The organism is Bradyrhizobium sp. CCBAU 25360 (assembly GCF_028128695.1).
Classification (GTDB): Bacteria; Pseudomonadota; Alphaproteobacteria; order Rhizobiales; family Xanthobacteraceae; genus Bradyrhizobium; species Bradyrhizobium ottawaense.
Genome location: NZ_LBJA01000001.1, coordinates 1,068,844 through 1,095,837 on the forward strand (window position 1 = coordinate 1,068,844; position 26,994 = coordinate 1,095,837).

At 58.2% G+C, this 26,994-nt stretch carries 24 protein-coding genes and 6 pseudogenes; 14 read left to right on the top strand and 16 right to left on the bottom strand.

Annotated elements, in window-relative coordinates:
- Positions 1 to 145: 145 nt before the first annotated feature.
- Positions 146 to 400, bottom strand: coding sequence for a hypothetical protein (locus tag XH81_RS04575; RefSeq protein WP_271595962.1), 255 nt, complete (start codon positions 398 to 400; stop codon positions 146 to 148).
- Between the two features lie 455 nt (positions 401 to 855).
- Here XH81_RS04575 and XH81_RS04580 point away from each other — a divergent pair, with 455 nt between their 5' ends.
- On the top strand, positions 856 to 1,221 hold the full coding sequence (locus tag XH81_RS04580; RefSeq protein ID WP_271595963.1) for a HAMP domain-containing protein: 366 nt from the start codon (positions 856 to 858) through the stop codon (positions 1,219 to 1,221).
- A gap of 698 nt (positions 1,222 to 1,919) precedes the next feature.
- Here the strand turns inward: XH81_RS04580 and XH81_RS04585 are convergent.
- The 8 genes and pseudogenes from XH81_RS04585 to bioB form a co-directional block, all read right to left on the bottom strand.
- Positions 1,920 to 2,078: a hypothetical protein gene (locus tag XH81_RS04585; RefSeq protein ID WP_271595964.1), complete on the bottom strand. Its 159-nt coding sequence runs from the start codon at positions 2,076 to 2,078 to the stop codon at positions 1,920 to 1,922.
- A 413-nt stretch (positions 2,079 to 2,491) separates the two neighbouring features.
- Positions 2,492 to 2,566, bottom strand: coding sequence for a hypothetical protein (locus XH81_RS04590; protein ID WP_271596002.1), 75 nt, complete (start codon positions 2,564 to 2,566; stop codon positions 2,492 to 2,494).
- Positions 2,567 to 2,793: 227 nt separating this feature from the next.
- The gene (locus tag XH81_RS38695; RefSeq protein WP_442868196.1) at positions 2,794 to 3,099 is read right to left on the bottom strand and encodes a 3-methyl-2-oxobutanoate hydroxymethyltransferase; all 306 of its coding nucleotides are present in this window, start codon (positions 3,097 to 3,099) and stop codon (positions 2,794 to 2,796) included.
- Positions 3,100 to 4,764: 1,665 nt separating this feature from the next.
- Positions 4,765 to 6,027 (bottom strand): adenosylmethionine--8-amino-7-oxononanoate transaminase, encoded by a 1,263-nt coding sequence (locus XH81_RS04595; RefSeq protein WP_271595965.1) that lies wholly within the window; start codon positions 6,025 to 6,027, stop codon positions 4,765 to 4,767.
- Between the two features lies 1 nt (position 6,028).
- Positions 6,029 to 6,658, bottom strand: coding sequence for a dethiobiotin synthase (gene bioD, locus XH81_RS04600; RefSeq protein WP_271595966.1), 630 nt, complete (start codon positions 6,656 to 6,658; stop codon positions 6,029 to 6,031).
- Positions 6,655 to 7,806, bottom strand: coding sequence for an 8-amino-7-oxononanoate synthase (locus XH81_RS04605; protein ID WP_271595967.1), 1,152 nt, complete (start codon positions 7,804 to 7,806; stop codon positions 6,655 to 6,657). The genes bioD and XH81_RS04605 overlap by 4 nt, the downstream gene beginning before the upstream one ends.
- A gap of 74 nt (positions 7,807 to 7,880) precedes the next feature.
- A pseudogene (gene panD / locus XH81_RS04610) lies at positions 7,881 to 8,233 on the bottom strand (aspartate 1-decarboxylase).
- Between the two features lies 1 nt (position 8,234).
- Positions 8,235 to 9,271, bottom strand: a pseudogene (gene bioB / locus XH81_RS04615) (biotin synthase BioB).
- A 306-nt stretch (positions 9,272 to 9,577) separates the two neighbouring features.
- On the opposite strand from bioB, the gene XH81_RS04620 reads away from it, so the two are divergent.
- The 3 genes from XH81_RS04620 to XH81_RS04630 all read left to right on the top strand — a co-directional run bounded on the left by XH81_RS04620 (position 9,578) and on the right by XH81_RS04630 (position 12,374).
- Positions 9,578 to 9,862 carry a Dabb family protein gene (locus XH81_RS04620; protein ID WP_271596003.1) on the top strand — a complete coding sequence of 95 codons (285 nt, stop codon included), beginning with the start codon at positions 9,578 to 9,580 and terminating at the stop codon, positions 9,860 to 9,862.
- Positions 9,863 to 10,407: 545 nt separating this feature from the next.
- Positions 10,408 to 11,799, top strand: a complete 1,392-nt coding sequence (gene pabB, locus XH81_RS04625) for an aminodeoxychorismate synthase component I (protein ID WP_271595969.1) — start codon at positions 10,408 to 10,410, stop codon at positions 11,797 to 11,799.
- Positions 11,796 to 12,374, top strand: a complete 579-nt coding sequence (locus XH81_RS04630) for an anthranilate synthase component II (protein WP_271595970.1) — start codon at positions 11,796 to 11,798, stop codon at positions 12,372 to 12,374. Before pabB ends, XH81_RS04630 begins: the two co-directional genes overlap by 4 nt.
- Positions 12,375 to 14,245: 1,871 nt before the next feature.
- Here XH81_RS04630 and XH81_RS04635 read toward each other — a convergent pair.
- Positions 14,246 to 14,689 carry a hypothetical protein gene (locus XH81_RS04635; RefSeq protein ID WP_271595971.1) on the bottom strand — a complete coding sequence of 148 codons (444 nt, stop codon included), beginning with the start codon at positions 14,687 to 14,689 and terminating at the stop codon, positions 14,246 to 14,248.
- A gap of 347 nt (positions 14,690 to 15,036) precedes the next feature.
- A complete protein-coding gene (locus tag XH81_RS04640; RefSeq protein ID WP_333913132.1) occupies positions 15,037 to 15,390 on the bottom strand; it encodes a hypothetical protein in 354 nt (117 codons plus the stop codon).
- Positions 15,391 to 16,114: 724 nt separating this feature from the next.
- Between XH81_RS04640 and XH81_RS04645 the strand changes: the two genes are divergently transcribed.
- Together XH81_RS04645 and XH81_RS04650 are read left to right on the top strand one after the other, a co-directional pair.
- Positions 16,115 to 16,402, top strand: coding sequence for a Wadjet anti-phage system protein JetA family protein (locus XH81_RS04645; protein WP_271595972.1), 288 nt, complete (start codon positions 16,115 to 16,117; stop codon positions 16,400 to 16,402).
- Between the two features lie 230 nt (positions 16,403 to 16,632).
- The gene (locus XH81_RS04650; RefSeq protein ID WP_271595973.1) at positions 16,633 to 16,785 is read left to right on the top strand and encodes a hypothetical protein; all 153 of its coding nucleotides are present in this window, start codon (positions 16,633 to 16,635) and stop codon (positions 16,783 to 16,785) included.
- Here XH81_RS04650 and XH81_RS04655 read toward each other — a convergent pair.
- On the bottom strand, positions 16,782 to 17,027 hold the full coding sequence (locus tag XH81_RS04655; RefSeq protein WP_271595974.1) for a hypothetical protein: 246 nt from the start codon (positions 17,025 to 17,027) through the stop codon (positions 16,782 to 16,784). The genes XH81_RS04650 and XH81_RS04655 overlap by 4 nt on opposite strands.
- Before the next feature lie 774 nt (positions 17,028 to 17,801).
- Between XH81_RS04655 and XH81_RS04660 the strand changes: the two are divergent.
- Positions 17,802 to 18,610, top strand: a pseudogene (locus tag XH81_RS04660) (isocitrate lyase/phosphoenolpyruvate mutase family protein).
- 382 nt (positions 18,611 to 18,992) lie between these two features.
- Positions 18,993 to 19,159 (top strand): annotated as a pseudogene (locus tag XH81_RS04665) (transposase); the annotation flags it as partial.
- A gap of 441 nt (positions 19,160 to 19,600) precedes the next feature.
- Here XH81_RS04665 and XH81_RS04670 read toward each other — a convergent pair.
- Together XH81_RS04670 and XH81_RS38700 are read right to left on the bottom strand one after the other, a co-directional pair.
- Positions 19,601 to 19,768 (bottom strand): hypothetical protein, encoded by a 168-nt coding sequence (locus XH81_RS04670; protein WP_271595975.1) that lies wholly within the window; start codon positions 19,766 to 19,768, stop codon positions 19,601 to 19,603.
- Positions 19,740 to 20,141, bottom strand: a complete 402-nt coding sequence (locus XH81_RS38700) for a GntR family transcriptional regulator (RefSeq protein ID WP_442868190.1) — start codon at positions 20,139 to 20,141, stop codon at positions 19,740 to 19,742. The genes XH81_RS04670 and XH81_RS38700 overlap by 29 nt, the downstream gene beginning before the upstream one ends.
- A 227-nt stretch (positions 20,142 to 20,368) precedes the next feature.
- Here XH81_RS38700 and XH81_RS04675 point away from each other — a divergent pair.
- Positions 20,369 to 21,402: pseudogene (locus tag XH81_RS04675) on the top strand (IS3 family transposase).
- 348 nt (positions 21,403 to 21,750) lie between these two features.
- Here XH81_RS04675 and XH81_RS04680 read toward each other — a convergent pair.
- Positions 21,751 to 22,764 carry a succinylglutamate desuccinylase/aspartoacylase family protein gene (locus XH81_RS04680; RefSeq protein ID WP_271595976.1) on the bottom strand — a complete coding sequence of 338 codons (1,014 nt, stop codon included), beginning with the start codon at positions 22,762 to 22,764 and terminating at the stop codon, positions 21,751 to 21,753.
- A 112-nt stretch (positions 22,765 to 22,876) separates the two neighbouring features.
- On the bottom strand, positions 22,877 to 23,236 hold the full coding sequence (locus tag XH81_RS04685; protein ID WP_271595977.1) for a hypothetical protein: 360 nt from the start codon (positions 23,234 to 23,236) through the stop codon (positions 22,877 to 22,879).
- Positions 23,237 to 23,304: 68 nt separating this feature from the next.
- On the opposite strand from XH81_RS04685, the gene XH81_RS04690 reads away from it, so the two are divergent.
- From XH81_RS04690 to XH81_RS04710, 5 genes and pseudogenes are all read left to right on the top strand, one after another.
- On the top strand, positions 23,305 to 23,538 hold the full coding sequence (locus XH81_RS04690) for a hypothetical protein (protein ID WP_271595978.1): 234 nt from the start codon (positions 23,305 to 23,307) through the stop codon (positions 23,536 to 23,538).
- 348 nt (positions 23,539 to 23,886) lie between these two features.
- A complete protein-coding gene (gene tnpA, locus XH81_RS04695; protein ID WP_225173071.1) occupies positions 23,887 to 24,309 on the top strand; it encodes an IS66-like element accessory protein TnpA in 423 nt (140 codons plus the stop codon).
- Positions 24,306 to 24,659 (top strand): IS66 family insertion sequence element accessory protein TnpB, encoded by a 354-nt coding sequence (gene tnpB / locus XH81_RS04700; protein ID WP_080134255.1) that lies wholly within the window; start codon positions 24,306 to 24,308, stop codon positions 24,657 to 24,659. The genes tnpA and tnpB overlap by 4 nt, the downstream gene beginning before the upstream one ends.
- A 148-nt stretch (positions 24,660 to 24,807) precedes the next feature.
- Positions 24,808 to 26,315 (top strand): annotated as a pseudogene (gene tnpC, locus XH81_RS04705) (IS66 family transposase); the annotation flags it as partial.
- Between the two features lie 468 nt (positions 26,316 to 26,783).
- Positions 26,784 to 26,994 (top strand): hypothetical protein (locus XH81_RS04710; RefSeq protein ID WP_271595979.1); only part of this gene is annotated, 211 nt, incomplete at its 3' end.

The following is a 26,994-nucleotide window of genomic DNA, read 5'->3' on the forward strand; positions in this document are numbered from 1 at the left end:
TCGGATGCGAACGACTTTTCGTAGCCCTGACGCCTGTGAGGGCGAAATCCCGTGGTTGCCCCCATGTGAGCCGCATATCTACCCACCCAGCCTCGCGGCGGCTTGATGGACGGAGAATGCATGGTTTTTGTCGGCTAACGGCGCCTTATGCAACTTCGACGGTGGGAAAATTCGCGATGGCGCTCGCCTTTGCCTTGATGGTCACGTCTCCGTAGCCCTCCGACACATTGCGCGGCGCGTGCCCTCGAATGGCATCCAGCACGCGCATCTCAACGCCCTGATCGATGCCGACGGTTTTTGAAGCGATGGCGCCAGCCGTAGCTTGGATCATGCGCTGCAGTCCGGCCGGCATCACCGGAGTACGACCAAGCCGAACCCGTTTTTCACTGAAAATCCGCAATCTCGCTCAAAGACGCAATCAATGTACGATCGTCGGCGTCTAGCATCCGGAGGCCTCTGCAAGTAGACTCAGTCAATTTCAGCGTGCTTATAGCGCGATCAGCTTAACAAGTCGCTGATAATGCCAACGATTTCGTCAGGCCATTGAACCGACCGAGCAGCGCGGGCGCCGAGACAGGTGGTTGCACAGCCCGGACGAAATTCAATTGGGGTCCCTCATGTGAGACCTGACCTGCGGGCAGCGGCCCTTCCCCGCGGGCATCACATTCGCGCCGGACCAACGCCAGACAACTGAATGGCCGTTCAGGCCTGGAGCGAGCCGGCATCGAATTCGATGCTTGCGACCTTCCGAACGCAAACAGACTAGCTATCACTATTCTCGCCGCCGTCGCTGAGCACGAACGCGATATGATAGCCGAATGTACGAAAGCCGCTTTGGGAGTAGCCCGTGATCGCGTGGCTCGGACAGGCCAAAAGGGGCATCCCGAAATTAGACGTTTAGGCAACCCAAATGGCGCGAGCCACCTGAAGCGGTATGGCAACTCTGCCGCCGTATCGGCATTGAAGGCGAACGCCGACGAAACAGCAAGGCGGCTCCGGCCGAGCTCGCTGCTCGCGGGACTGTTCAGTATGCTTTTCGGGCAGCGCATTGCCAAAACCGTCGCCTCGATGACCGCGGCCATGCGCCAGCTAGGTGAGGGTCGGTTCGATGTGGTTTTGCCGGGCCTTGGTCGAAAAGATGAGCTCGGCGATATGGCCGAAGCTGTGATTCGCCCGCAAGCCCAGCGATATCGGCCTTACGCAGGTTCGAAGCAGCCGTAGGGCAGGTGATCGAAGCCGTGTCGGTGCACGACTTAACTGCTGTTGGGTTAGTGACGAACACAGAGCGTGGGAGACGTGGATCATTTTGAACTGAGCGTCCCGCGGAATAGCTGCATCTAAATGGTTCAATTCGCATAAAACATGCGACGCATGCGCTAAATTGGAGCTCAATCAGCACAAGAAACGGGTATTTCAACATCCGGCTTGCGCGACTTGACCGTAGGCGCAAGCTTGGAGCTCCAGTGAGTGTGGGCACTCACTTTATGCTCTCTTCAGCCGCCCTTTGGGGCGTTTCCTCCCTGACTTGGCCGTGCGGAATTTTCGCACGGCCTTTTTTCGCAATGCGACGAAAGCAGATCGCTTACGTCAACCGCACAATTTTCGACCTAAGTTGTGGCCCTACGTTCGAGCCCACGATCGTGCTGCAACCTCTGCGAAGCTGCGAGGGCGTTAGTCAGCCAGGCCGCACGCACGCAACCATGTCAACGAGGCGATCGCGTGCGACTAGCGCCTCACGCGCCTGCGGGCGTTGTCGACCAGGTGAATGACCGCTCCAGCGCAGAGCTGGAGAGCTGGTGAAGGTCAGCGCGTTGATCCGCTTCGCGGTAGAGGCCAATGCCCTGGGACTCCGCGGGATCTTAGGGGCAAGGCTGTGAGGAACGACTTCGATCGCGTGCCCGTTCAAGCTCTAGCGGACCTCAGGCCGCGATGCAGCGTTTGTCGGAGGACTTCAATTCATTCCCAAGCTGCTTGAGACTGTATTGAAACCGGATTGTTTGCAGCATTTCGCGCCTGCTGTGCTGCCGCAATGCAGCTGCGAATGTGCGCATTCGGAGCCGGTAGAAATGGCGAACCATGTCCTTCTCCCCCGTACCGTTTCCAGACACACACTGTCCGACCTGCAAACGATCGGAGCGCAATGCTGCACACTAGTGCGCTCTTGGCACTGATTTGATGCAATCAACAACATATCGACGCTCAGATTCTGTGCGCCAGCGCCGGTTACCCTCCAATTTCTGCATAACCGCTCTCTCTGAGTGGGCTCTAGGACCTGATCGCCGGCATTGGCCGGGCCTGTGCATTGCACGTTCGTCGATCCTACTCAGTTCTATTGTTTGCATATCGTCCTCACTCCGTGCGTGTTGGAGCCTTCCAGTTCGCAGTGGCCGCGCGGAGCTCATCGGGAAGCTGATGGCATTCCTGCCCCCCAGGGAATGTGCCCTGACGGACATCGACCGCCCAGCGTATCAGCGCCTCCTGTAGAACCTCCTTATTCGCGTAGGCGCGAGCGAATTTTGGTCTTTTTACCCTCGACCAGCCCAAAGACGTCGTGGAGTACGAGCACCTGGCCGGACCAGCCTAGCCCAGCTGCAATTCCGATGGTGGGGCACGGTCAGTGCATCGATTGCGCGTTCCGCGAACTCGGCCGGATGCCCTTGAGGACCAAAGCGAGGCAGCCGGTCTCCTGGACGGTGAGCATCATCGATGCAGACGTAACGCTTCAGCTCTTGTCCTCCCCTGTACCTTGAAGCCCCATGACAATGACGCTCTGAGGGGTAGAACCAAGATGCCTCACCGGGATTTCGCAATCACCAAAGCGCGCACGATCCCCAGACGCTTGGCGCCGCCGTCGAGTTTCACGGCTCCGGCACCCCGCTGCAGGAAACCTCCGGCAGTGCATATTGTCTCATCGAGACTGAGATGAAAGCTGAGGAACGGCATGTCGGCCACACCAGGGCACGAGGTCTTGTGCGCAAGGCTGCTGCCGGGTGATGATTCATCATTGCCACACTGGCGGGAAACGTATCGTGGGCGTCCCGGGCAGACATTGCCGATACTATCAGCGACGAGAATGATGTCGCCCGCTGTGTCGGCGATGCGGCCGTGACCGCATCGTAAGCGTCGTCATCGCGATGGTGCGTCCCTCAGTTTTCCATTGCTGCAGGACCGAACGGTGACGCCCTGCAAAGGCGACTCCGAAGTGTGGCTCATGCGCGGAAAATCCTGCGACACTGATCGTTCGACCGGACACGGATAGCTTTTCGTTTAGAAGACGAGAGCGGCTTCACCTCCCGACGCGGAAGCATCGATCAAGGCACCTTCCAAGCGCGACGATACAGTTTTATTTGCTCGAACCACACGGAAGCCGCCGTCGATACGGCGCACTTTGCAACAACAGGAACAGAGCTTTGTTGGCTTCATAGCGCGCCGCGGCTCGGCTGCTTTGCGTTCCCGCCATGACCAACGAGCCATTCGTCGTGGAGATGGACCACGACCACCTTCGACGGCAACGTTCAAGGGAGACTTTGTAAATTGAAACTCGGTCGGACATGGCACCCCGCTCAAGCCATAGCTCCACCCACGATCTATCCTGTGCGCATAGAGTTCACCGGAGGCTGCAATGCCTTTCCCGAGCGTCGAATGCATTCGGGCAAGGCGGTCGATGATCGCCATCCGACAGACTGCGCAATGCGGCCAGACCAACTTCGAAGACCCGATTCTGCCGCTTCAGCAGTAGTTCCGATGGCCTCCTTGCCCGCCCACCTCGGCAAGGCTGATCGATGCGAGTGCCGGAGAGTGTGGGCGGCCGGCTAGAGTTCGCAAGCCGTTCGTGGCCAATACCATAATAGCCGCTCAACTCGCAGCCTGTCTGCGGCAAATGCCGAAGAACGAGTCGAAAGCTGCTTCTCCCAGCATCACACCCGTCCCTGTCCGTCGGTCAGGAAGTGTCCCGTCCTGCAGACAGACCTATCAGGCGAACGGGATCCATGCGAGAGAAGCCAAAAGAAATAGTGCGATGTGAGCGCATCATTGGAGGCGGTCGCGCAAGGTCGGCCGGATGGCCGCTTAGCCGTAGCGCGCTTCTTTAGCCTCTAGCATTGGAACGTATGATTGTTAGCCGTGCTCCGTGTCACTTAGTTTTCACAAAACCCTTGAAAGCGCCTCGCCCGCCTCCCTAGCCTATCGGGTGATGTCGCCCTAGGCATCGCCCGGCTAAGGCACTGTCCAAGTGAGCTCAGTTAGTGGCAGCTGTCAAGCTGCTCGCAACCAGCGCAACCATTTTTGGTCGGCCTCCCGCCGCGACTTGAAGCGGTCGACACACCTTTTGGAGCAAAGCGCCGTTCGCCAGCAGTAGTAGCGGATCAGCCCGAACTTCCCGCCACAAATAGCGCAGCACCTTCCACCATGGAAAGCGTGAGAGTTATTGCGCATGTTTGCCTCCTATTGGCGCCACTTAGATCAGTCCCATGCATTCTCCACTTCCACGTCACAGCGCCCGCACGTGACGTGCGGAGCCGCCAATTCCGGTTCTCGGGTATGCAAGAAGCAGCCGGCGCAGCAGAATGACCCTGATGAGTGTCTACTTGGTGCCGCCTCTAAGAGCCGTTGCGCTAAACTTCCCCACCTATAAATGCTATTTGATCCTGAATAATGCAATGAACGGCATTTGACCGCTCAAATCCTGCAATATTTTAGCTCTGCTTGAGGGTCTTCACCGCAAGAGATCATTCCGGGTCTTTCGCGGTTCTTGCTCGCCGGGCATCAGGCGAACAGATCGGCAGCTTCCCTGATCGTGGCATAAATCTGATCAAGATCTGCGGCTGTAACGCAATAAGGTGGCATCACGTAGATCGTATTCCCGAGCGGACGCAGGAGAATATTTCGGACATTGAAGAAGGCTTGCAGTTTCGGACCGATGCCGGCGAGATAGCCGGCGTCATTTGTTTTCAGATCAAGCGCAGTGATGGTGCCGGTCCGACGAACGTTTGCAAAGCGCGGATCTGTCTGAAACGGCTGAATTGCGTCCTCTTGCAGGGATGCGAGGGTTGACACGCGCGCGCGCGCATCGGAGTTCTGCCAAAGGTCCAGATTGGCCTTTGCGGCGGCGCAGGCAAGCGGGTTCGCCGTATATGAACTCGAATGGAAGAACGTCAAATTGCGATCTTTCGAATAGTGCGCCTGGAAAATATCAGCGCGACAGAGCGTCACTGCGAGCGGAAGCGATCCACCAGTGAGCCCTTTCGAATAGCACGCGATATCCGGAGTGACGTCGGCCTGCTCGCATGCAAACAGCGATCCGGTTCGACCCCAGCCCGTCATGACCTCATCTGCAATGAAGAGAACGCCCCAGTCTTCGCAGATCCGCTTCATCTCCCGCAGCACCCAGGCTGGGTACATCAGCATTCCGCCCGCCCCCAAAATCAGAGGCTCCAGGATTAGGGCCGCCGGCATCTCCTCCCGACACACTGAATGTAATGCACTCAGCGTGTCCCGCTCGCGACCTGTTGCCGGGAACGGGATTGGTGTGACGTCAAATAGCAGAGGTTCATAGGGTGCATTGAACACGCCACGGGCTCCGACCGACATCGCTCCTATCGTGTCGCCATGGTAGGAGTGTTGCAGCACCACGATGCGAGTCCGCTGTTTGCCGATGTTACTCCAATAGCCGAGCGCCATTTTCAGCGCGACTTCGACGCTCGTCGAACCGCTATCTGAGAAGAACACGTACTCAAGAGCAGGCGGCGTGAGCTGCAGGAGTTGAGCCGCAAGCTCCTCGGCTGGCTCATGGGTGTAGCCCGCAAAGATAATCTGATTGAGCTTGCCCGCCTGGTCCTGGATGGCGCTGACAATATGTGGGTGGCAATGGCCGTGGGTCACGACCCACCAGGACGAGATTGCGTCCATGATATGTCGGCCGTCGGCGGTGTGAAGGTAAGCCCCCTCACCGCGCGCGATCCTTGTCACCTCGCCTTGAAGCGCGTGTTGCGTAAACGGATGCCAAATTGGCGAGCTCGGGGTTGGCATGTCAACTGAAATCGTCAGCCCGGAATGAAGACTTGAATGCCGTCTGAAGCGCCTCTGGCGTGAGAGGCGAAAGCAGAGGCAGTCGTCCCAGCCAGCGCACACGGCCAATCTCACGAATGGCAGTCTGAGTTTCTGGATTGCGTTCGCCGATGAACGCAACGCCTAAAATCGTGATCTGCCGCCTTCGAAGAGCCTCGATCGACAGCAGCGAGTGATTGATCGTACCGAGCTTTGTGCCCGCGCAAACCACGACCGGAAGCTGCCACCTCTCAAACACGTCGATGTAGAGTGTATCCCCACTTAGCGGGACCATAAGCCCGCCGGCGCCCTCTATGACAAGAGGCCGTCCTTCCGTGTCTGGCGGACTTATGGAAGCCGCGTCGATGCGAACACCGTCCACTTCGGCAGACTGGTGCGGCGAAGCGGGTGTTCGAAGCCGGTAGAGCTCCGGCACGACTCGATCGGCTGAGAGACGAGCCAACCTTGTGACCGTTTCGGTATCGGTTTCTCCGTTGAGGCCGGCTTGTATCGGCTTCCAATAACTCGCGCCGATAAGATCGGCCAAGCCTGCGGCGAACACAGTCTTACCAATCCCGGTATCTGTTCCGGTCACCACGATGCGCATACTCATCGAGCCTTTCTCTTCGTTTCCTCAGCGAGGGCATCGACCATGGAGACCACATCATCCTCGTTGACGTTCAGCGTCAGTGAAATTCGCAAACGCGCTGTCCCCGCCGGCACTGTGGGCGGCCGAATTCCGCGAATATCGAAGCCCCGATTCTGCATCGCAGAGGCGAGCCGCATCGTGTGAGCATTGTCGCCGACCATGTATGGGAGGATCTGCGAGCTGGACGGACATCGCACGCCGCGGGCTTCCATCTTACGATGCGTGAACGCAACCAGCCTTAAGAGGCGCTGCTGACGCTCGGGTTCCCGCTGCAAGATATGCAGCGCCTCGCTGACGGCCACGGCAATTAAAGGTGACGGAGCGGTCGCGAAGATGAACGGTCGACAACGATTGATCATAAAGTCGCGTAGCACACCGGAAGCAGTGACAAGCGCCCCCGCGACTCCTAACGCCTTGCCGCAGGTATGTATAATCAGGAGATTTTCACGGCGACCGTAATGGCTGGTGAGCCCTCGGCCCTGCTCACCGTAAACGCCAGTAGCATGGGCCTCGTCAACGACCAGGAAAGCGTCGTAGCGATCGGCGAGCGCGACCAGATCATCCAGGGGGGCGAAATCGCCGTCCATACTGTAAAGGCTTTCCGCGACGATCCAGACCCGTCCCATTCCTCCATCCGCGCGCCAGTCGCGAATCGCACTTTCGATGGCTCCGATTTCGTTATGGCCAGCTATCCGAAACTCGGCCCTGCCGGCTCGCGCGCCCTCATGAATACTGGCGTGAACCAGAGAGTCGAGGACGAGCAGATCGCCGCGCTGTGGCAGCGTCGTCAGGACCGCAAAATTTGCGACGTAACCACTCGCAAAAAACAGCGCGGTCTCTGCGCCAAAGAACTGAGCGGCTTCCGCCTCGCATTCATGCTCTTCACAATTGCCGCGCAGAAGTCGCGAACCGCCAGAACCAAGCGGGGCGTCACGTTCGATGGCCGCCAAGACGGCCTTTTTCATACGCGATGCACTCGCAAGCGCCAGATAATCGTTAGATGAAAAATCACTTCCGGCACGCGAATTGAGACCGCGCAAGCGGTTGTCATCTTGCAGGGCGCGCAAGGCCTTGACGTAGGGTCCGAGTTTATCCATTCGCGACGAACTCATTGCGCACTCCACCCGATGCTGCCGGCCTTTCGGCAATAGCCGCCGACGACGGTCTTGAACATGCCACTCAAGTCTTAACGGGCGAGAATGCCATTGTTGCGGTCAACGAGCACGACACGCGGTTGGAACACCTCTGCTTCGGCTTCGTCGAAGCATGCATAAGCAATGACAGTAATTTTGTCTCCAGGCATCGCGAATCGTGCCGCAGCACCATTCAAACCAATGATACCGGACCCACGCGGTGCCTCGATGACATAGGTTGCAAAGCGCGCTCCGGTATCCATGTTGTAGATCTCGACGCGCTCATAGATCAGGACTCCCGCGGCGTCCAGCAACGCACGATCAATCGAGATTGATCCTTCATAGTGAAGATCGGCTTCGGTCACGGAAGCACGATGGATTTGCCCTTCATGAGGGTGATGTTCACTTCACACTCGCCAGTCAGCACCTCGATCCTCGGCGCTCTTTCGCTCGGCCAGCTCAGACTTGATGCCGAGCCGAGCGAACAAGTGCGCGTCGCGATCCAACTTGGGGTTTTTTGTCGTCAGCAGCGTATCACCGATGAAGATTGAGTTCGCGCCAGCCAAAAAGCACAGAGCTTGCAGTTCGTCCGTCATATACTGCCGTCCGGCCGACAACCGGACCACGCTCTTCGGCATCATGATTCGAGCAGTCGCGACCAGGCGCGCCACGGCGATGGGATCAGGACGCTGGGCGGTTTCGTTGACCGGCACGCCCTTGACCTCGTTCCATAGGTTGATCGGCACGCTTTCCGGATGGCTTGGGAGATTTGCAAGCAGCACGAGCATGCCGAGGCGATCCTCGATGCGCTCGCCCATCCCGATGATGCCTCCACAGCAGATCTTGACCCCGGCGCTGCGAACGTGCGCCAGGGTTTCGAGGCGATCTGCTAGCGTACGGGTCTTGATGATGCTGCCGTAAAATTCAGGCGAGGTATCGACATTATGGTTGTAGAAGTCGAGCCCAGCTTCAGAGAGCTTTGCCGCCTGGCTCGCGGTCAGCATACCGAGCGTGACGCAACTCTCCATGCCAAGACCTTTCACGGCCCTGACCATGTCGCACACCTGATCAAGATCGCGGTCTTTTGGACTACGCCAAGCCGCAGCCAGGCAGAAGCGAGTTGCACCTGCATTCTTGGCGCGTTTTGCTGCGGCCAGTACATCGCCACCATCCATCAGGCCGTGGCCTTCAGATCTGTAGCGAAGTGCGCGCTCTGGGAGCAATAGCCGCAATCCTCCGGACAGCCCCCTGTCTTGATGCTAAGTAGGCTAGCGGTCTCGACGTGATTTGGATCGAAGCTCTCGCGATGAACGTTCTGCGCCTGGAATATCAGGTCTGCAAACGGCAGCCCATACAAAGCTTCGGCCTCGACGACCGACCAATCAAAGCGGACAAGCACTTTGTTATCGCGATTGTAGCGCCTGGCTTCTGCGGCAGGATTCATGCATTCATCATTGTCAGCTTGGTAGGAGACCTTCTGAAACTCGATTGAAGCTCGCGCCTTTTCGAGGGCAAAGGTATAAAGGCCTACTCTCGCTCAAAGACGGCGGAAATGCTGCCAGATTGCATGATTTCTGCGAAACGAGCCCTACGCAATATCGATTTCGACTCTAAGCGAGATCATGTTGCGGCCGTTCGTCAGCAAAAGCTCGAGCACCAACCGCGGGCTGCGCGCCAGCGCCGCCATTGCAGCGAGCTCACGTTCGAGATAGTAAACCCAGCTACACTCCCCGGGATTCGCCGACCATCCATGATTCGTCACATAGTGTTGTTCACCGCCAAGGACCAAGCTCAGATTGAGGGCATAATCGAAGGTCTATCGATCCTCACGAAAATCCCACATCCACGTCGGCTGGAGATTGCCCGCAATCGCAAGAGCGACCCACTCGGGAACGATATCGATGTCATCGTTTACGGTGAATTCGACAGCGACGCCGAATTGGCAGCTTACAAGGGGCATCCTTTATACCAGGAATCAATCAGGCGTGCGCGCCCTCTTCGAGAGCTACGGTTTGCGGCGGACTATAGTGTCTAATGCACGCGGGCGCCTGAACGACGGCTGGGCCAAACCACAGTGCGGGCGTCACAAAATGGCGCTCAAATAGTCGCTTCTCGGTCGTCGGGCGAAGCGGCAAGTTCGAATTTAGCCAGTTCGTTGCTCTGACGAGGGGCCTCCTGAAGGAAGTTCTGCGACAAAACAAGAAAAACCTCCAAATATATACATGGCGAGTTCGTCTCGGCTGATTTTCCTCCTCTAAGCTCTTTAGTCTCGCTAAGCAGCTGGTGCGTGCCAGCGCCAAAGAGCAAGACCGAGCCGGTGAGTCGCAAGGCGCAGACAATCCGTGATCGACGCAGGTTGCACCGAGAAGGTGAAGGCAGCTTAACCGGGGAGTTCGGCCCGGACTTCGCTTTCCAAGGGCGCTCAGTGAACGCAATCGAGCTCGAAAAACAGATTGATCGCGCTTTCCTTCCATGGCGGGGCCTCTTAGGGGACCGCCTGCAGATAAAGCAACCGGCAAAAAAGGCGCCCGGCCAGATGGAACGGAACAATTCTCACAGCCCAGAGCAAATGGTTGTCAAATGCATGCCCGCGAATTTGGATGGATCGAACCTGCCGTTGCTATGCGGCGTCTTCGAAATCAACCAAACCTAACTTTTTTGGATAGCGCCGCCAGGAACGAGTTGGGGCGCTACTCATATGTTACCTGTGATCCATTCAGTAGCTACATGGTCAACAATGGACAAGCGTGTTGCAACGGCGTCGCTCTTGGGGGCAATCCGTGGGAAGCTCTCCGCAGTCTACTCGCTAGATATTCGCAACAGAACCGAACAGATCTCCCTCCCTTTCAGGGAGGTGCCGCCGGCTATTTGGGCTACGACCTAAACAGGACACTTGAGCGATTGCCGGCACCTGCGATTGCCGATCGCGCTTTGCCCGAGTGTGTCCTGCATTTCTATGACGTGGTCATCAGCTTCGACCATCGGGATCAAAAGTGCTGGATCGTTTCTACCGGATGGCCGGCTCAGGAGCCAGCGCCTCGACTTGAACGCGCGCGCCGTCGCGCCGACCAGTTCGCTGCCTTGCTTGACATGCCGACGCCAGCTCTAAAGGAACTCCCTAGCACATTAGGCGCATGGCAGTCCAACTTCAGCCTTGACGACTACATCGCGGCCATACAGCGCGTCATCGGCCTCATTTTAGCGGGAGACGTCTTTCAAGCGAACATCGCACAGCGTTTCATTGCGAGGGTGCCGACCTCATTCGACCCGATTAGCTTTTACTGCCGGCTTCGGTCACTCAATCCAGCGCCGTTTGCGGCCCTGTTGCGCTATGGCGAGCTCACCATAGCCTCAAGCTCACCGGAACGTTTCCTCAAGCTCGACGCACGAAACGTCGAAACACGCCCCATCAAGGGCACGATAGCGCGAAGCAATGATTTAGCGGAGGACCAGCACCGCGCGCAGGTCCTAGTCGCGTCCGAAAAGGACCGCGCCGAAAACTGCATGATCGTCGATCTTCTGCGTAACGATCTGTCGCGGGTTTGCACGCCGCACTCGATCGAAGTTGCAGGGTTATGCAACCTCGAATCCCACGCGTCCGTGCATCACATCGTCTCGATTGTCACAGGTGAACTTTCAGAGAGCCAAGACGCCGTTACGCTGCTGCGAGCCTGCTTTCCAGGCGGCTCGATCACGGGGGCGCCAAAGGTGCGATCGATGGAGATCATCACGGAAATCGAGCGAGTGGCTCGACAGGTCTATTGCGGGGCAATCGGCTTCATTGGTTTTGACGGGCATATGGATACCAGCATCGCGATCCGCTCCGTAACTATTGATGGCAATCAAGCCACGTTCCATACAGGAGGCGGGATAACAGCGATGTCGGATCCGCAAGCCGAATACGCTGAGACGCTCGCGAAGGCACAGCGAATCTTTGAAGCTTTTGGTGCTGAGGTACCTGGTCCGCTGTGATCCTCATTATCGATAACTACGACTCTTTTGTCTTCAACATCGGCCGGCATTTTCAGAGGCTAGGCGAGTCAACCGAGGTTGTCAGAAACGACGCGATCAGCGTCGCCGACGTGATCAAGCTTAATCCCCGAGCGATCGTTATCTCTCCTGGTCCCTGCACTCCAAGCGAGGCCGGAATATCTATGGACGTTATCCGCGAACTTTCTGGGCGCATCCCGATTGTCGGGATTTGCCTCGGTCATCAATGTATTGGAAGCGTTTTCGGCGCACTAGTGACGCGAGCGCTGCGCCCCATGCATGGGCGATCCTCTCGCATAATGCATGAAGGGGGCCCGTTATTCGAGGGACTGCCCTCCCCACTTTCCGTCGGTCGCTATCATTCGCTTGTTATCAAGCTCGCCTCGACCTCCACACCGGACCTCGTGGTGACAGCGCGGTCCGAGGAAGGCGAGATCATGGCTCTCGCACATCGCTATCAACCAACTTACGGCGTGCAGTTTCATCCGGAATCGATACTCACCGAATGCGGGTCTCTGCTGCTCAACAATTTCTTGCGGCTCGCAGCCAGTCGTTGAACCAAGGATTTAGGCCAAATCGACGTGAGCAGTCAGCTGAACATCGCAAAAAATGCCGGAGCAGCCAAGCTTCAGCGCTTGCTCGCGGGAACGGAATGAAAGACGAATGAGACGAGGCTCATCGGCGCTGCGGCCGCGGATGTCCTTCTCTGTGGCATAGAACTCGGGGATATGCTTGAGCGCTTCGCCCGCAATGAGCGCGGGGTTCGATTGCAGCCTTTTTTCGCGGGCACCTCGTAATTCGGGGGCCTTAGCTGATCGATCGCGTCGATCCTAAAAGCAGCGGCAGAGCCAAAGCCGTTAGGCATTCTCCGTACGCTCCAGTCTCCGTGTTCACTGTCAGGCCTCGTACGGGAACTCGGTTCAAGTTTGACGTATCCGGCAGCCGAACTCTATGGCGGGCGGCCAGAGCCGCCACTTATGGACCGCATGCACTCGATCGGATGGTCGACGCTACCTATCGCTTGAGGGCCGTCATGCAAGCTAGCCTCACAATTTCGATCACGACTCGGAAGCCGGTGATCATCATTAGCAAGGTTGCGGATAGGGGCGCGCCCGACGAGTCGACTGACGAACCTGAGCCGCCGGGTCATAGATGATGCATGATGACTCAGCTCTTGGAGCCTCCTTGGCCTGCCTCGGTACCGCTGATTGTGATTGGCAGGAACCGGCGCGGTAACTGGGTTGCCCGCGAACTAGGGGGCTCCTTTGGCGACCTTTTTGTCAACCCGCCCAAGCTTTGAAATATGCTCTGGTCGAGAACGGCGGCATGGCGGCCGTTTGCGCAAACGGGCAGCGGAATCGAACGGCTGCCGAGCGAGCGATACGGCTGGGCTCGGCTCAGCGCCTCAAAACCCGCGTCGCCGCGAACTGATAGCCGTACGATCGCCATGCCAGCGCCGGTGCGACTCACCCAGTAGCGCCGAGAAACAGCGCTTCGATGACACGCATCGACGAATTCGATCGAAAACCTCCAATCGGACCATATTTTTAGGCGGGTTATAGCCAGTTCTTTAATGGCCATCAGAATAGCTGCCTTCGCGCATGAGAGCTCGTGCCCTTGTAGCTTACAATGTGCGCCGGATCCGCGTCGAGCCCGGTATTTCGGAGAAGCAATTGGCTACGATGCAGGTTGATCGCTCCTATATGAGGCGGACTCGAGGCCGCCAACAGGCGAACCCGACAATCGATCTTCTCGATCGTCCGCTGCGACGCTCGGGGTTGCTGTCTCCGAGTTGCTGCCATCCAAGGGTGCCCCCCACTCGCTACGTTACGGTCGCAAGCCGAAGCTGGCTCTCAAAAGGACTTAGTCTCCCTGAAAGCACCGATCTGTTGATGCAGATCTGGACCAATATGTCGATCGGCCAGGCGATCATCACCGCGCGTTTATGGAGACGGCATCAACAATAGCAGTCTTGTTTCGGTGATTGTCGACAAACCATTGACCGACTGAAGCCTTTGTAGTCGAATCAACGGACTAACACAAAGTTATAAGAGATTCCCATTCTTCACTTCTGGAGGGGGAGGCGGTGGTTCGGGGCGTTGTCGCTATGGTGCCAATGGATTGTCGAGGCTCGGCAAGGAGCCGCCCTACTCATGGCCTTCGCTCTGTAGAACAACAGGTGTTGTTGAACAAGGGTCGACGGAGATCGTCGCCCGAGGAAGCTCATCCGGATCGATACCGCGTTAATCCGCGCACATTTTCTAATGAAGCTCTGGCAGGACTGGATCGAGTTCTTCCTGCTCGGGCGTCTTGGGTCCATCTTCCGCAAGGTACGCTGCCAGAGCCGCGATACCGGAGTCCGGTGGACGTCGAGCGGGTGCCGATTTTTTGAACGGCACTTGTCCCAACTGCTCGGCAGCTTCGACGCTCATGAGGTGGGGACGGATCGGTCTATCGACGGCGCACTCGATGGTGTGGAAGTCCAGGTGCCGTCCGGATCGATGTCCGACCAATGAAAGATCGGCGTCTGTTCGGATACCAATCCTGCGATCGTCCGCAGCGAGGGGTACCCGCCGACACACATGGTCGTTCCTAATCGGCCGGGGTCCACCTGGGCGATGTGCCGGTTGAAGCTTGCGAAGTTTTCGATCGTTAGAACGTACGCCGGCGGCTCCCGGAAGCGGACGCGATCTGCTTCCTTGGGAGTGATCCCTAGATACAGCGGAGAGATTCGGGAAAGGTCGGCTCTATCGAGGTCGATCTTGCCCGCGATCAGCAGCGGCGGTGCGAAGCGCTCAAGGCCCATTGCCCAGAGTGTTTCGCGTGGCCGCGCGCCAGGCGGAAACTCCAGGATGCCGCTCAGGAGCCGCACGACCGCGCCTTCGATCCGAGCGTTTTGCTGTGCCCCACCGTTCGTCTCGAGAAAGTCTTGTCGACGCCAAGATGCTTGTTGGCCAGGATGGCCCGGGCGAGAACGAATGCGTCGCGCAGTGTCTCGACAGCGGACAAAGCGAACCCGTGCCACGTTTTCCCCCGCCCCATACCTCGGCGACTTGGGAAGCGCTGTTCTTCAGACACTCGTGCATCGCCGACCCGGCGACAAGCCGCACGGCGGCGTCCTCGGCGATGCGCGACGCAGGGTACGGCGGAGATATCGGTATAGGATCGTAGACAGGACGGCTAATGCAGAAGGGCAGTCAATCCGTCGTGTTCTGCGGTTCACGGGCTGGGACTTTCAATCTCGATCTCACGCGCCACTTCGATGATGTTCTCTGGATGGCAACCGTTCTTGAAGAGGGCGTATTTCAGAGCTTCTACGCGGTTGATAAAAAGCCCGCCAAACGCGCCCCGTTTTTCGCACGCAACCCAGTTGCCGGCCCGATTTCTGCCGACATAAACAATCGGCGGAGCGCAGTCACTTGAACCGGAATCGAGGACTTGAATCACACCCCCTCCGGTCAGATGACCGCTCACACTCATGTGGAACAATCCATAGCGGAGGTGCTCCGGCTTGCGATCGTAAAGCGGCTGTCGACTTGTCGTGCTACTCACATCGCAGCATTCAACCAGCATCAGCGACTTCAAAGTTCGGCTATTGGCCGCCAATCGGCTGTGGCCTTGGCGGGGGCAAGCATTCCTCAACCTGGAAGCAATAGCTCAAACGGGAACGGAGTTCTCCTATCAGTTCTGACAGGAGAGATGGCGTTCCGCGACGATGCCCTGTTCGAGCGCGACAACGGCGAAAAATGAGCGTGTGTGTCTTGCGGGGTGTCGCTGTTGATTTGGGGGCAGACGATGCGGTCGATGCTTAAGGGCTTTAATGCGTCCTCACCACTCCGGCTGTTTGCAGATCTTGAATCATCTCGTAAGGGAAGATGTTCACCTTCGGTGCATAGTTGGCCCACGGCAACGCTATCGCATGATCGAGAGCGGTCGCCCCGAGGATAGGCGGTCCGGCAAGCGTCTGTCCTTCGGATCACGACAGCTGCTGGTATGCTAGTGGGGCGGCGGTACGCTCTCGTTTCTGCGTCACTCGCGTCCGTCACGGAATGCCTCCGGTATCCTCGTCAGCGCAAACCGGGGTGGCAGACGAACGATGATCGTGTCACGCTGCGCTCCCTCGCAAACTGTTCTGTGACTTTCCGCAACACCCGCGGCTTGTTACCCGTTCGATCGGGAGGTAAATGTCGCAACACATGAGGCGTTATGTGAAGCTGAAATTCTGCTTAATTAAGCCGGTTCACGCGTCGAATCTGCGGCGTAGTGGGATTGCTGCAGCCAGCTGTCATTGTGGAAATTGGGATTCGTTGAGCCGCTGCAGTCGCCCTGGTCGGAGCAACATCAGGCGCCGGCCAGGCAGCCGCGCCGTCCCGTCGAAGCAAGGGAGCTCGCCGAACCGCCGTCGGATCCTCTATACGAGCTGCGGAAGAAGCTCCGCCTCGAGTACATCGCGCGCATCGCGCCCCGCCCGGAAGATGTCAGACGATTCCTCGAAGGCCAGGTGCCACCATTCGCGACCAGGGAAGCCCGCTTCATGGAAATCGGTACCGTGGACGACTTTCTCGCCTTCGATTGCGCCCGCTGACGGGCGAGATTCCGGTGCAGGTCGCGGCCGGGTTCGATCTGGAACCGCGCCCAGACACGCGCCACAGCGAATGGCTCCGTTGCACAAACTTCCTGGTCAAGCGATCGAGCGCACTCCGGAAGGCGAGGGCGGCTCATGCTCAGTGAGTTCGAAAACTCGAGCGCTCCCGCGGCGCGGAAAAGGCAGCCAACCTCCGCAAAGCGCTGCACTTCCTTCTACGGCGGCAGTTCGTGTTCGCGGGAGATCCTCGGACCGGGACATTCTACAACACGATCATGGATGGCCGCTTCCGCGACGTAGTCGACGGCTTCTTCGATAGCTGCGGATACCGCGTCCATCGCGATCCGGAGGCGCAGTGGGCCGGCATCGTCGCCATGGACTAGGGGCGTACTGGCAGCAGGAGGTGAACGTCGGAGCGGTCGAGGACCGGGCCGTCGTTGTCGCCACCTTGAACGACCTGTTCGACCGGTACCGAGAGATGGCGCAACACGGCGGCGAAGGCGCGATCTCGCCTGCCCGCTTCCGAGACATCCTGCGCAAGGCCGCCCAACGCAGTTTGGTCGAGATCGGTGATTTTGACGACGAGCAGCAGGACTGCGAGATCAGGATCCGTCCGATGCACCATCGACTATCCCATCTGCCCCGCGCTTCATTACGCGAGCATAGCGCACAACTCAACGAACTAGTGGGTTTCATCCCCATCGGACTATCTTGAGGTGGTATGCACCGAGCTTAACGCCATCGCATTCGCAGCGATACTCACAAATACCAGGATCGCGGCGTCCACCGCAAGATATATCCAGCTTATCTCGAATCCGCTATATCATCGAAAGAACGCAACCTTCGCACAGGTAGTTCATTAAGCTAGCGACGCTTCGTGAGGATCGCCCGCATTTGGGTTGAGCGCGCGGAGCACTAGAATATGGTGCAACGTCTGAGCATTTACGGCAATCGTCGCGGTCGATATTTCAGCATCTGTGTGAGCTCGATACTACCCTTTGACTAGGCGCTCCTCCGGCCAGGGCTGAATGCTCTGTGAAGGGCCGAAGCACGCGGCGCGCGAGCCCAGATCTTTCATTTGCACCAAAGCTTTCCTTTCCAGCGTGTCGACTCGACGATCATCCGACCATAACGACAGGCTAGCGTTCGGCGCCAACCCTATGGCGATCATGCAATCTTTTACGCTCCAATAAACTACCAACGCTGGTCATTGATCGACATCACGACAAAACGATATGAACAGTGAAATTTGCGCCAATCGAAGCTCGGCCTTCAGGATTTCTGTATGCAGTATCAGCCACAATCCGTTCGGCCTAACGAAGGTCGTCAATGCGCACAGCCGTCGGCAGTCGAAAGGCTTCACGCCCAGGTCTGCTCGAATGATGAGCTCTCGTTTCTGATGGAAGCGCATGATGGCCGGTCCGCCACAATCGCCCAGCCTCAGGGTCCAAGGGGGTCTGGACGTCTGGCCTGTCGATTGCCAGCTCGCTCGGCTATCGCGATGCCAATGAAGCTTCATGGACCCAGCTCGTCCAGAGCGTCGAACGCATAGTGGACTCAACCGAGCTACCTGTGCTCCTTGACGGTGACGGCGGCTTCGGCAATTTCAACAATGCTCGCCTCCTCGCACGCAAACTTCCTCAAGCTGGCGCGGCGCGCGTCTCGCTTGAGGACAGCTACATCCCGAAGCTGAACTCTCTCATTGGTGAACGGCATCCGCTTGCCGATAGCGATGAATTTTCCGGTCGTTTGCGGGCTGTAAAGGATGCAGTCGCCGACAATCTTGTTCTCGTGGCCAGGATCGAATCGCTGATCGCCCGGCACGGATTGAACGAAGCCATCTTGCGTGCTCACGCTTATGCCGACGCGGGAGTCGACGCAATTTTGATCACTCGCGAAAGAGTACCGCGGACGAGATGCTTTCGTTCGTCACCGAGTGGCGGAACCGGCTTCCTGTCGTGATTGACGACGTACTTTCGAACGCCGCCAGTCTCTGCCTATCGTAATTCGCGTATCTCCACAGTCGCCTCGGCCAATCACTCCATGCGAGCTGCGGCAGCTACAATGCGGCGCATCTGCGATAGCATCGCAGCTCAAGAGAGCGTTGCAAGCATCGAATCTCGTATCGCTCCACTGAGTGAGATATTCGAGCTCCTGAGGTATGACGAACTCGCGGTGACCGAAAAGCAATATCTGCAGCCCAGCTAGTCCATGTCAGCAGGGGATGGCACCTAAACGTTTCCTTTCTTAAACCCGGCCGATCCGCCGCTGACTTCTCGTCGGTCTCGCTCCAGTGTCACCCAGCAAGGCCGCGACCGAACATCCTGGACAGCTCCGGATATGTCTAAACATCTGTCCCTGATGCTCAAGGAAGCTCACGGGGCGGCTGATGCAGGTGCGCGCGTTGATGACAATTCACACCTACCGCTTCAATGTAAGCGTAGCTCTGCGGCCCTTTTTGATTAACGCTTGACGCCTATTTTGAGCGCGTGGTGCGTCGCCGCGGCTTCCATACGTTCGCCAAGGCGTTGACTGCGGCCTCAAGGGCCTTCCTATCGACGACGTTGGGATCGAACCGCTCCGGGCCCCGCGTCTGAACGAGGAGATCCGGCCCGCGCACCTACGTGGTGCGAATCTTCCCCAATGCCGAGAGCTGTTTAAGGCTGGTGCGGACGTCACGAGGCCTGGCTCGAGGACCATCGCTATCTCAACATGGATCTGTTGAAGGAGCACAAGGAGGCGTTACGCCAGGCGGCCTCACGATGCTCAGGCCCACCAAAGGGATGCACGCCACCTCTCGGAGCCGCCGTCGCTCGCCAGCGCTACGCTTTTGGGCAAGCGAGCGACGGCGGCTCCGAAGGGATGGCTCGGCCGGATGCCATGATCAATTTTGCTGAACTTGACGCAGAGAACTAGAATTGGCGCGGGCGTGAGCTGTGTGGTCAGATTTTCTGCCGGAGCATCACGCATCGAGTCTCGGCGTGAGCTTAACAAAGTACAAATTTCGTCGAGTGCTTGCGGGTGCTAGGAACGACGCCGGGAAGCATTGACGCCCGGTCCGGCTGCGCACGAGGCGCGTCCGCGCGCTGGAAAATTGACAGAACAGGAAAGACGGTCTAATGACGCCTGGAGAACACCATAGACCGAGACGCCTGCAGTATCCGTACTGAACTTGTAAAACCGTCGGAGAATTGGATATCAAGTTGAGATTCCGAACACTTCTTCGACCTGCCCGGTGGCGGGAGCGGCATCAATGATAAGATCGGTATTAGTCACGAGAATGTTGTAGCGGCGCAGCGCTTCAGTGACCAAACGCTCAGCGAACTGATCTACGATCTCACCCTCGACATCTGCAGACAGAGTCATACAAGAACGGCATATCATCGATAAATATCGTCTTGCGGACGCACAGCATGGCTTCCTTCGGCGGGCAGAAGGTAAGCATAGCCGGGTCTGAAATCCTCTCTCGTGTGATGGAGAGCAATTGCATTGTGGTCCCCTCAAAGGAGTGAGCCGTCAGATCCAGCGTGCGCAGAATCCTGGCCTGCTTCTTGACGTATGTACCCTTACCGGCAACTGAGACGATCGCGCCAGCAGCTTGGAGGTCGCGAAGCGCCCGTTTAATCGTGATGAGGCTGACTCCGAATTTCTCTCCGAGTATGGCAGTGGACGGAATTGGAGCATCCGGCTGATTAGTCCCATTGGGGATGCGCTTCAGAATCTCCTCGCGTAACGTCACGTGGAGCGATGAGCTGGGACGGAGACCAGAGAACGTACTACCGACTTCGTTCCGCTCTCGCTCTGGCTCAACTTGTTCGTACTCCGGTTGCGGCCAACGGAGCTATCTCGATGGTCGAGCGACGCCCCGTGAGTGCGAACAGAGCTGGCTCCGGAATTCTGGACAGGGCGATAAGTGGAGTTTCTGCCTGACGCCGGGCAAGATTGACCCGCGAATCAGGAGAGACGATGAGCAGACGAACGTCGACACCACGCACCGGAATTCAAGGCGGAGGTGGCGTTAGCCGCGATCAAGGGCGAGATGACGCTGGCCCAGCTGGCTGAGCATTGCGACGTGCACCCGAACCAGATCACGCAGTGGAACGCCCAGCTTCAGGAAGCGGCGGCCGATGCGTTCGGTCCTGGCGGAGGCAACCGAATGAGCGAGCCCGCGGGCGACGTGAAAGCGCTGCACGCCCAGATCGGGGAGCTGACCCTGGAGAACGATTTTTTAGAAGGCGCGCTCAGCAAAGCCGGCCTGCTGAGCGCAAAGCGATGATCGATCGTGAGCACAATCTGCCGATCACCAGGCCGGCGGAAGCTTTGAAGATCAGCCGTGGCAGTGTCTATTATCTACCACGTCCCGTGCCGCCCGCCGACCTCGCAATCATGCAACGGCTCGACAGGCTGCATCTGAAGTTTCCTTTCGCCGGTTCGCGAATGTTGCGAGACCTGCTGGCTGCTGAGGGGAGCAAGATCGGCCCGCCGGCATGTCAAAACGCTGATGCGGCGGATGGAGATCACGCGCCCGAACCAGGTCTGGGCGATGGACATCACCTATATCCCGACGGCGCGGGGCTTCGTGTACCTGGCTGTTGTCCTCGACTGGGCTACCCGTCGGGTGCTGTCGTGGCGCGTCTCGATCACGATGGAAGCCGCATTCTGGTCGAGACGCTGTAGGATGCTCTCGCTCGCCAAGGCAAGCCGGACATCTTCAATACCGACCAGGGCTCGCAGTTCACCGGCGCGGCGTTCACCGGCGTGCTCGCCAGTCACAGCATCGCCATCAGCATGGACGGCCGGGGCGCCTGGCGACAACGTGTTCGTCGAGCGGCTGTGGCGCAGCGTCAAATATGAGGAGGTGTATCTGGCGTCTACGACACCGTGTCGACGCCCGCGCGGCCGATACCTCAACTTTTACAATGGCCGGCGTCCTCACTCTTGAAGGCGGCACCCCGGATCAAGCTTACTTCAACCCGCTGCCGTTCCGCGCGGCAGCTTAATTTTGGCGGAAGCTCCACTTTATCGACGCGGAATTGTGTTCAGAGAACCGGGACCACCTCAAACATGTCGCCTAGGAGCATGGCATACCTAATGCTTGGCACGCTTCTGTCAATCGTTTGGTTACGCCAGCTGGAATTGGGCCCGGTAGCAATCTCCAGGATACAAAAGACGGGATCTTCCTTGGCTTTTGCTAAGCCGATGAGATGTTATGAAACGTCATCGCTTTCAGTTTTTAATCCGAGGCTAATTTCGGAAGCGGCTCTGAACCCTGCCAGATCATGCTCCGTTGAAGAATGATACGCAGTTCGCTCGCGGAAAGCGTTGGACATGGCCACCGAGCGCGAGTATCAGGCCACTTCCTCCATCACGGACATTAGCCCAAAAAGCGCATCACCTGTATGAGCCAAAGTCGGAAAGCGTCGGTAAGCAACGACACCAGAGGCAGGAAACTTCAGTTCGACCGGTTCGGCAGCAACATCACCTAATGGATAGACACGTCCCGCCGGCTGATTCGCCTTGACTTCATCGGCCGGCTTGGCGAATGCCTCGAACAGACCGTCGCAAGGCGCGTAGATGGAGTTGCGCGGGCTTTGATATTTGAGAATCACGGACGAGCTGGGCTCGATGCGATCTATAGCTGGAAGAATTTCATATGCGTGCAGAACCCGTCTCAGGCCACGCTCAGCGATCCGCAGCCCCCGCTGGGAGAGAGTGGCCCCGAAGCCCAGCTCAGTCGTCAGAGCAGGAATTCCGTGTTGCTCAGCAGCAGCGTAGAGGGTTGACCCGGCACCTGCAGCCGGACCATCGGTAATCGCCCCAAATGGTGCGTCAAAGCTTTTCAAAAGCCGCAAAATCGCCGCAGCCTCAGCGTCGTTCCGGCCGGAGCGCGCGAGCGCGACCGGCAAATAGTCCAGCGACCGGCCTCCGGAATGAAGATCGATGACCACATCTGCCAGAGGAAAAAGTTCTGAAGTCACATAGTGAGCGATCATCGCGGTTGGCCCACCATTTGCGTCGCCCGGAAACTCGCGATTGAGGTTACCGCCGTCCAGCGGAGAATTCCGGCGACCAGCGCTAACGGCGGGCCAATTCAGAGCGGGAAGCATAATGATTCGACCGCGCAGATTTGCGCTTGAAGACAACGCCCGCGCGAGATTGCGTAGCGCGATTTGGCCCTCGTACTCGTCGCCGTGCGTTCCTGCTGTTAATAGTGCCGTTGGTCCGCTACCGCCGTTGAAACAGAGTATGGGAACAGGTACCCAGCCATAGGCGGATATCTCGGACGAATATGGGACGCGGGCATAGTCCGCCTGCATTCCAGCTGCCGAAAAATCGATCTTGCTCCACACGCGGCTTTTCATGATTGACCCTGTTCAGTAAGCGATCTGCCTGTCATCGCTCGGCAACGCAAGGGAGTTTTCTTCGCTTGCAGGTCGACGATTAGGGCGGGACCATGCGGGCTTGATATAGATCTTACAGATCGACTGGGCAATCGCTCGGGCGCGAGATGTCGCTCAGAAATTCAGGACCACTTTCCGTAACTCGAACGACTTCTTCGGTCTGATACACGCCGCCCGCCATCTCAAGCTTGGGTTCAAGATGCAGGACCATCTCGCGGCCACCAATCGTTCCAGCGCTGCAGAAGTTTTCTAAAGAGGACCCAACGGTTGCAACCAACGACGCGGAGCGGCGGTGGTCAAAACCTCCTATGAAGTCGATGGAGGCACTGGCGCAAAAGCGTACATCGCGTGTGCGGTAAGTTGTTCGCGTTTCGACGGGGGTGTCTGCACCAACTTTCCCAAAACGGAGGTCAGGCGGGCGAGAATGAAGCATTCGCTATTCGAGGAGCAAAAAGGATCAGCCCAAAGGGCGACACAACCACAAAGCCGAAGAAATTTATCGTGAATTCGCGGCATCACCCGCAACGTCGCGTTCATAGGAGCTTCGATGCTTTCCGTGGCGCTCACGACCTCTTCAGCTATTTCGCAACCTTAAAGGTGCCGCTGAAGGGAGAACTGGCGATTGGCGTCTATAACGCTTGGCCAGACGGCTACCTCAAAGAAGGCGAGATCTCCGGCCCACAATCGGAGATTTTGCGCAAAGTTGTGAAATCGCGTGATGATTGGTTTTGTTGATTTCCAACTAATGTACTTTGGCGCGTTGATCTCGAGGCCCATGGCAAAGCGGATCGAGGCTATTGCTGGCGGTACGTACGTCAGGCCCGATGCAACCGAGTGGCCTTCTCAATCCTGTCGGCGGGCCCTGCGCAACGCTATTCTGGTAAAAGCTGGGATCCACTCAACATTCACAGCTACCGGGACATGGCAGAGCACTCGATATCCACGTCCGTAATTTCTGCGGCAGCGCCTCTCTGGAATACATAGCGCCTGCGGGTGTGCTTAAAGGTAAGCGCTCGCGGGAACCCTTGCTTCGGGACTGGGATGGCTGTGCGAAGAAGCCTCCGGTTAGGACGGAGGCTTCGGATGGGATTGGACAGCAAAAAGGACGTCTATTTGGACGGCTCATCAGCGGGGTCGGTGAGCCGGCTGGAGATTCTTGAAGGGCCGTCAGGACGTCGTGTGCGGTCGGAAGCTGAGAGAGCTCGGATCGCCGCGGAGAGTCTGTTGCCCGGCGTCCAGGTGTCCGAGGTAGCGCGCAAGCACGGAGTGACGCGCTGGCAGGTCTACGATTGGCGACGGCGGCTTCGACAGCGAGGTATGTTGCCGCCGTGCGAGGCGTCTCCACCAACGTTTGCGCCGCTGGTTGTGGAAGATGCGTTGGAGGAGCGTCAGGCTCCGGCGGTCAAGCTTGAGATTGCGATCGGCGATGTCGTGCTGCGGACTGACACAGCCATAGATGCTGACCAGCTATCCCGGGTGATCCGTGCGGTGCGAGCGTCACGATGATCGCGGCCGGTGCTGATCTGAAGATTTACGTTGCCACGCGGCCGATCGATTTCCGCTGTGGCCACGACGGGCTTGCGGCTAAGGTACAGGAGATGCTTCGTCTCGATCCGTTCAGCGGCGCAGCCTTCGTGTTCCGATCGAAACGAGCGGACCGGATCAAGATTTTGGTCTGGGATCGAACGGGTCTGGTGTTGGTGCACAAACGCCTCGAAGGTTGCAAGTTCGTTTGGCCAACGATCGCGGACGGAGTGATGCGCATGTCGCCGGCGATGTTCGCTGCCTTGTTCGAAGGGCTGGATTGGAGATTGGTCCGCCCGGAAGAAGCACGGCGCCCGCAGGTGGCGGGATAACTGCGGCAGAATGACTCGGCAGCTATTTTGATCGTGGCACGGGCGACGGCGATGTGCTCGAAATAGCGCATGAGCATCGCGACACTGCGCGACGAAAACGAACGCCTAAAGGCGCTTCTGGCGCCAACGCAGGCGGCCTTGAGCGAGCATGGGGGCACTGGCGGCATCGGAGGAAGCGCGGCGTCGGCTGGAGGTCATTCTCGGCGAATTGCGACGCGACAAGTTCGGCTCGAAATCCGAGAAGTTACGACCAGATCAGTACCATTTGCCGCTCGAAGACGTGGAGATCGCGCAAGGCATTCTGGACGCGGCGCAGGAAAGAGCCGAGAAGGTCATCCAGGGTCGATCGCGCAGCGATCCGGATCGAGGCTCCCATCGCAATCGCGGCTGTCTGCCTGCCCATTTACCGCGAGTGGAACGGATCATCGAGCCTGCGAGCACGCTCTGTCCGTGCGGTTGCGGCGCCATGACGAAGATCGGCGAGGACGTCAGCAAGCGACTCGACGTGATCCCGGCGCAATGGCGCGTGCTGGTCACACGCCGCCCGAAATACATCTGTCGCCGCTGCTCGGGCCCTGTCGCGCAGGCGCACGCACCGGAACACATCGTGCCCGGCGGGCTGCCGACCGAAGCGGCTATCGCTCATGTGATCGTCTCCAAGTTTGGCGACCACACGCCGTTTTATTGTCAGGCCGAGATCTATGCGCGTCAAGGCATTCGGCTTGATCGGGCGACTCTGGGCAACTGGTCCGGCCGCGCCTGCTTCCATCTTCAGCCCATCGCGGACCACATGCGCCGCCACCTGGCCATGGCGGATCGCCTGTTCATGGACGAGACCACGGCACCGGTGCTTGATCCGGGGCGAGGTCAAACGAAGAAAGGCTACTTCTGGGCGATCGCGTCAGACGACCGTGGCCACAGCGGTCCAAGTCCACCGATCGTGTTGTTCCGATATGCCCCCGGTCGCAGCGGCGCCTTCGCGGAGCAGTTCCTGGACGGCTTTGGCGGAAGCTTGCTGCAATGCGATGCCTGTGACGGATATGACCGGATGACCGAAGTCGTTCGACCGCAAGGGCCTTGGACGCTCGTGCATTGCTGGAGCCATTTGCGCCGGCGCTTTGTGAAATTGGCCCGCAACAGCAAGTCGCCGATCGCCGAGGCCGCCATTCGGCACATCGCCCAGCTTTACGCTATCGAAGCCATGGTGCGCGGCGCATCGCCGGACATCCGGCTGGCCGCGCGCAAGGAGCACTCGCTGCCCATGGTCGCCGCGTTGAAGTCCTGGTTCGAGAAACAGCTGTCGATGATCTCCAGCGGCTCGACGCTCGCCGAGGATATCCGCTATGCGCTCAATCATTGGCAGGGCTGACCCGCTTCCTCGAAGACGGGCGTCTCGAGCTCGACACCAACCCGGTCGAGAACGCCATCCGGCCGATCTGCTTGACCAGGAAAAACGCGCTCTTCGCCGGACATGAAATCGGGGCGGAAAACTGGGCTTTGCTCGCCTCGATCGTCGCCACCTGCAAACTCAACGACGTAAACCCTGCTGCCTACATCGCCGAAACACTCGAGGCGATCATCGACGGCCATCCCCACAGCAGGATCGAAGACCTCATGCCGTGGCGATTCCGCAAAGCGTCAAGCCCGCATCAATAGGGTGACGGCTAAGCGCTTACGCTTAAAGAGCGAATTCAGCTATTCCAATACCATCCGACTGGGCTGGCGGGTCGACATGCTTGTCAATGCGTCGGGAGCGATTGTCGGCAGTTTGGAAGATCCTAACGCCAAGGGATTGGAGCGCCCTTCAAGGCTTAAACGGCAACGAAATAACTAACTCCTTCGCATTTCGACCTGAGGACAAACAATTCCGTGACTTGATCGACGAAGGCCTCACTCAGACAAAAATCGTGAAGCTCGCAAAAACGATCACGAGCTACGGCTTCCCTGAGCGTGACGCAACGTCTTCCGACCTTACAAAAAGACCTTTGCGGAAGCGACTACCGCCAACGACCCAAATTGGCTTCGAGACCTACCGCTCGAGGGCCATTGGCCGGTCCTCTCCCGGTGGTACGTATCGCGATGGGTCCCCGCAGCAGAAGCGTTTGATTTTAGGGCCCAATGGTCATGACCTGGACCAACAACGATACGCTATGCGTTGTTCCGCCACCTGCGTCTCTCCAAGGTTTTGCCATCTCTCGCTACCGGTTTATCGAGCTTCAACGATTGTTCTCCCAAACGCTGCGGCCTTGTGCCCGTGAGATGCATGAGCCGCCAAGCCTCATGGGCCAACGCCGTCAGCTTGCGCGTCAGGCGTTTCCCTTCCGTCTTGTGCTTC

Excerpts from the sequence above, each read along its gene's own strand:
- XH81_RS04585 (WP_271595964.1), bottom strand. The coding sequence starts at position 2,078 with ATGGTTCGCCATTTCTACCGGCTCCGAATGCGCACATTCGCAGCTGCA.
- XH81_RS04595 (WP_271595965.1), bottom strand. The coding sequence starts at position 6,027 with ATGCCAACCCCGAGCTCGCCAATTTGGCATCCGTTTACGCAACACGCG.
- bioD (WP_271595966.1), bottom strand. The coding sequence starts at position 6,658 with ATGAGTATGCGCATCGTGGTGACCGGAACAGATACCGGGATTGGTAAG.
- XH81_RS04605 (WP_271595967.1), bottom strand. The coding sequence starts at position 7,806 with ATGAGTTCGTCGCGAATGGATAAACTCGGACCCTACGTCAAGGCCTTG.
- XH81_RS04620 (WP_271596003.1), top strand. The coding sequence starts at position 9,578 with ATGATTCGTCACATAGTGTTGTTCACCGCCAAGGACCAAGCTCAGATT.
- pabB (WP_271595969.1), top strand. The coding sequence starts at position 10,408 with ATGCATGCCCGCGAATTTGGATGGATCGAACCTGCCGTTGCTATGCGG.
- XH81_RS04640 (WP_333913132.1), bottom strand. The coding sequence starts at position 15,390 with ATGCTGGTTGAATGCTGCGATGTGAGTAGCACGACAAGTCGACAGCCG.
- XH81_RS04655 (WP_271595974.1), bottom strand. The coding sequence starts at position 17,027 with ATGGTGCATCGGACGGATCCTGATCTCGCAGTCCTGCTGCTCGTCGTC.
- XH81_RS04670 (WP_271595975.1), bottom strand. The coding sequence starts at position 19,768 with ATGACTCTGTCTGCAGATGTCGAGGGTGAGATCGTAGATCAGTTCGCT.
- XH81_RS04680 (WP_271595976.1), bottom strand. The coding sequence starts at position 22,764 with ATGAAAAGCCGCGTGTGGAGCAAGATCGATTTTTCGGCAGCTGGAATG.
- XH81_RS04685 (WP_271595977.1), bottom strand. The coding sequence starts at position 23,236 with ATGCTTCATTCTCGCCCGCCTGACCTCCGTTTTGGGAAAGTTGGTGCA.
- tnpA (WP_225173071.1), top strand. The coding sequence starts at position 23,887 with ATGGGATTGGACAGCAAAAAGGACGTCTATTTGGACGGCTCATCAGCG.
- tnpB (WP_080134255.1), top strand. The coding sequence starts at position 24,306 with ATGATCGCGGCCGGTGCTGATCTGAAGATTTACGTTGCCACGCGGCCG.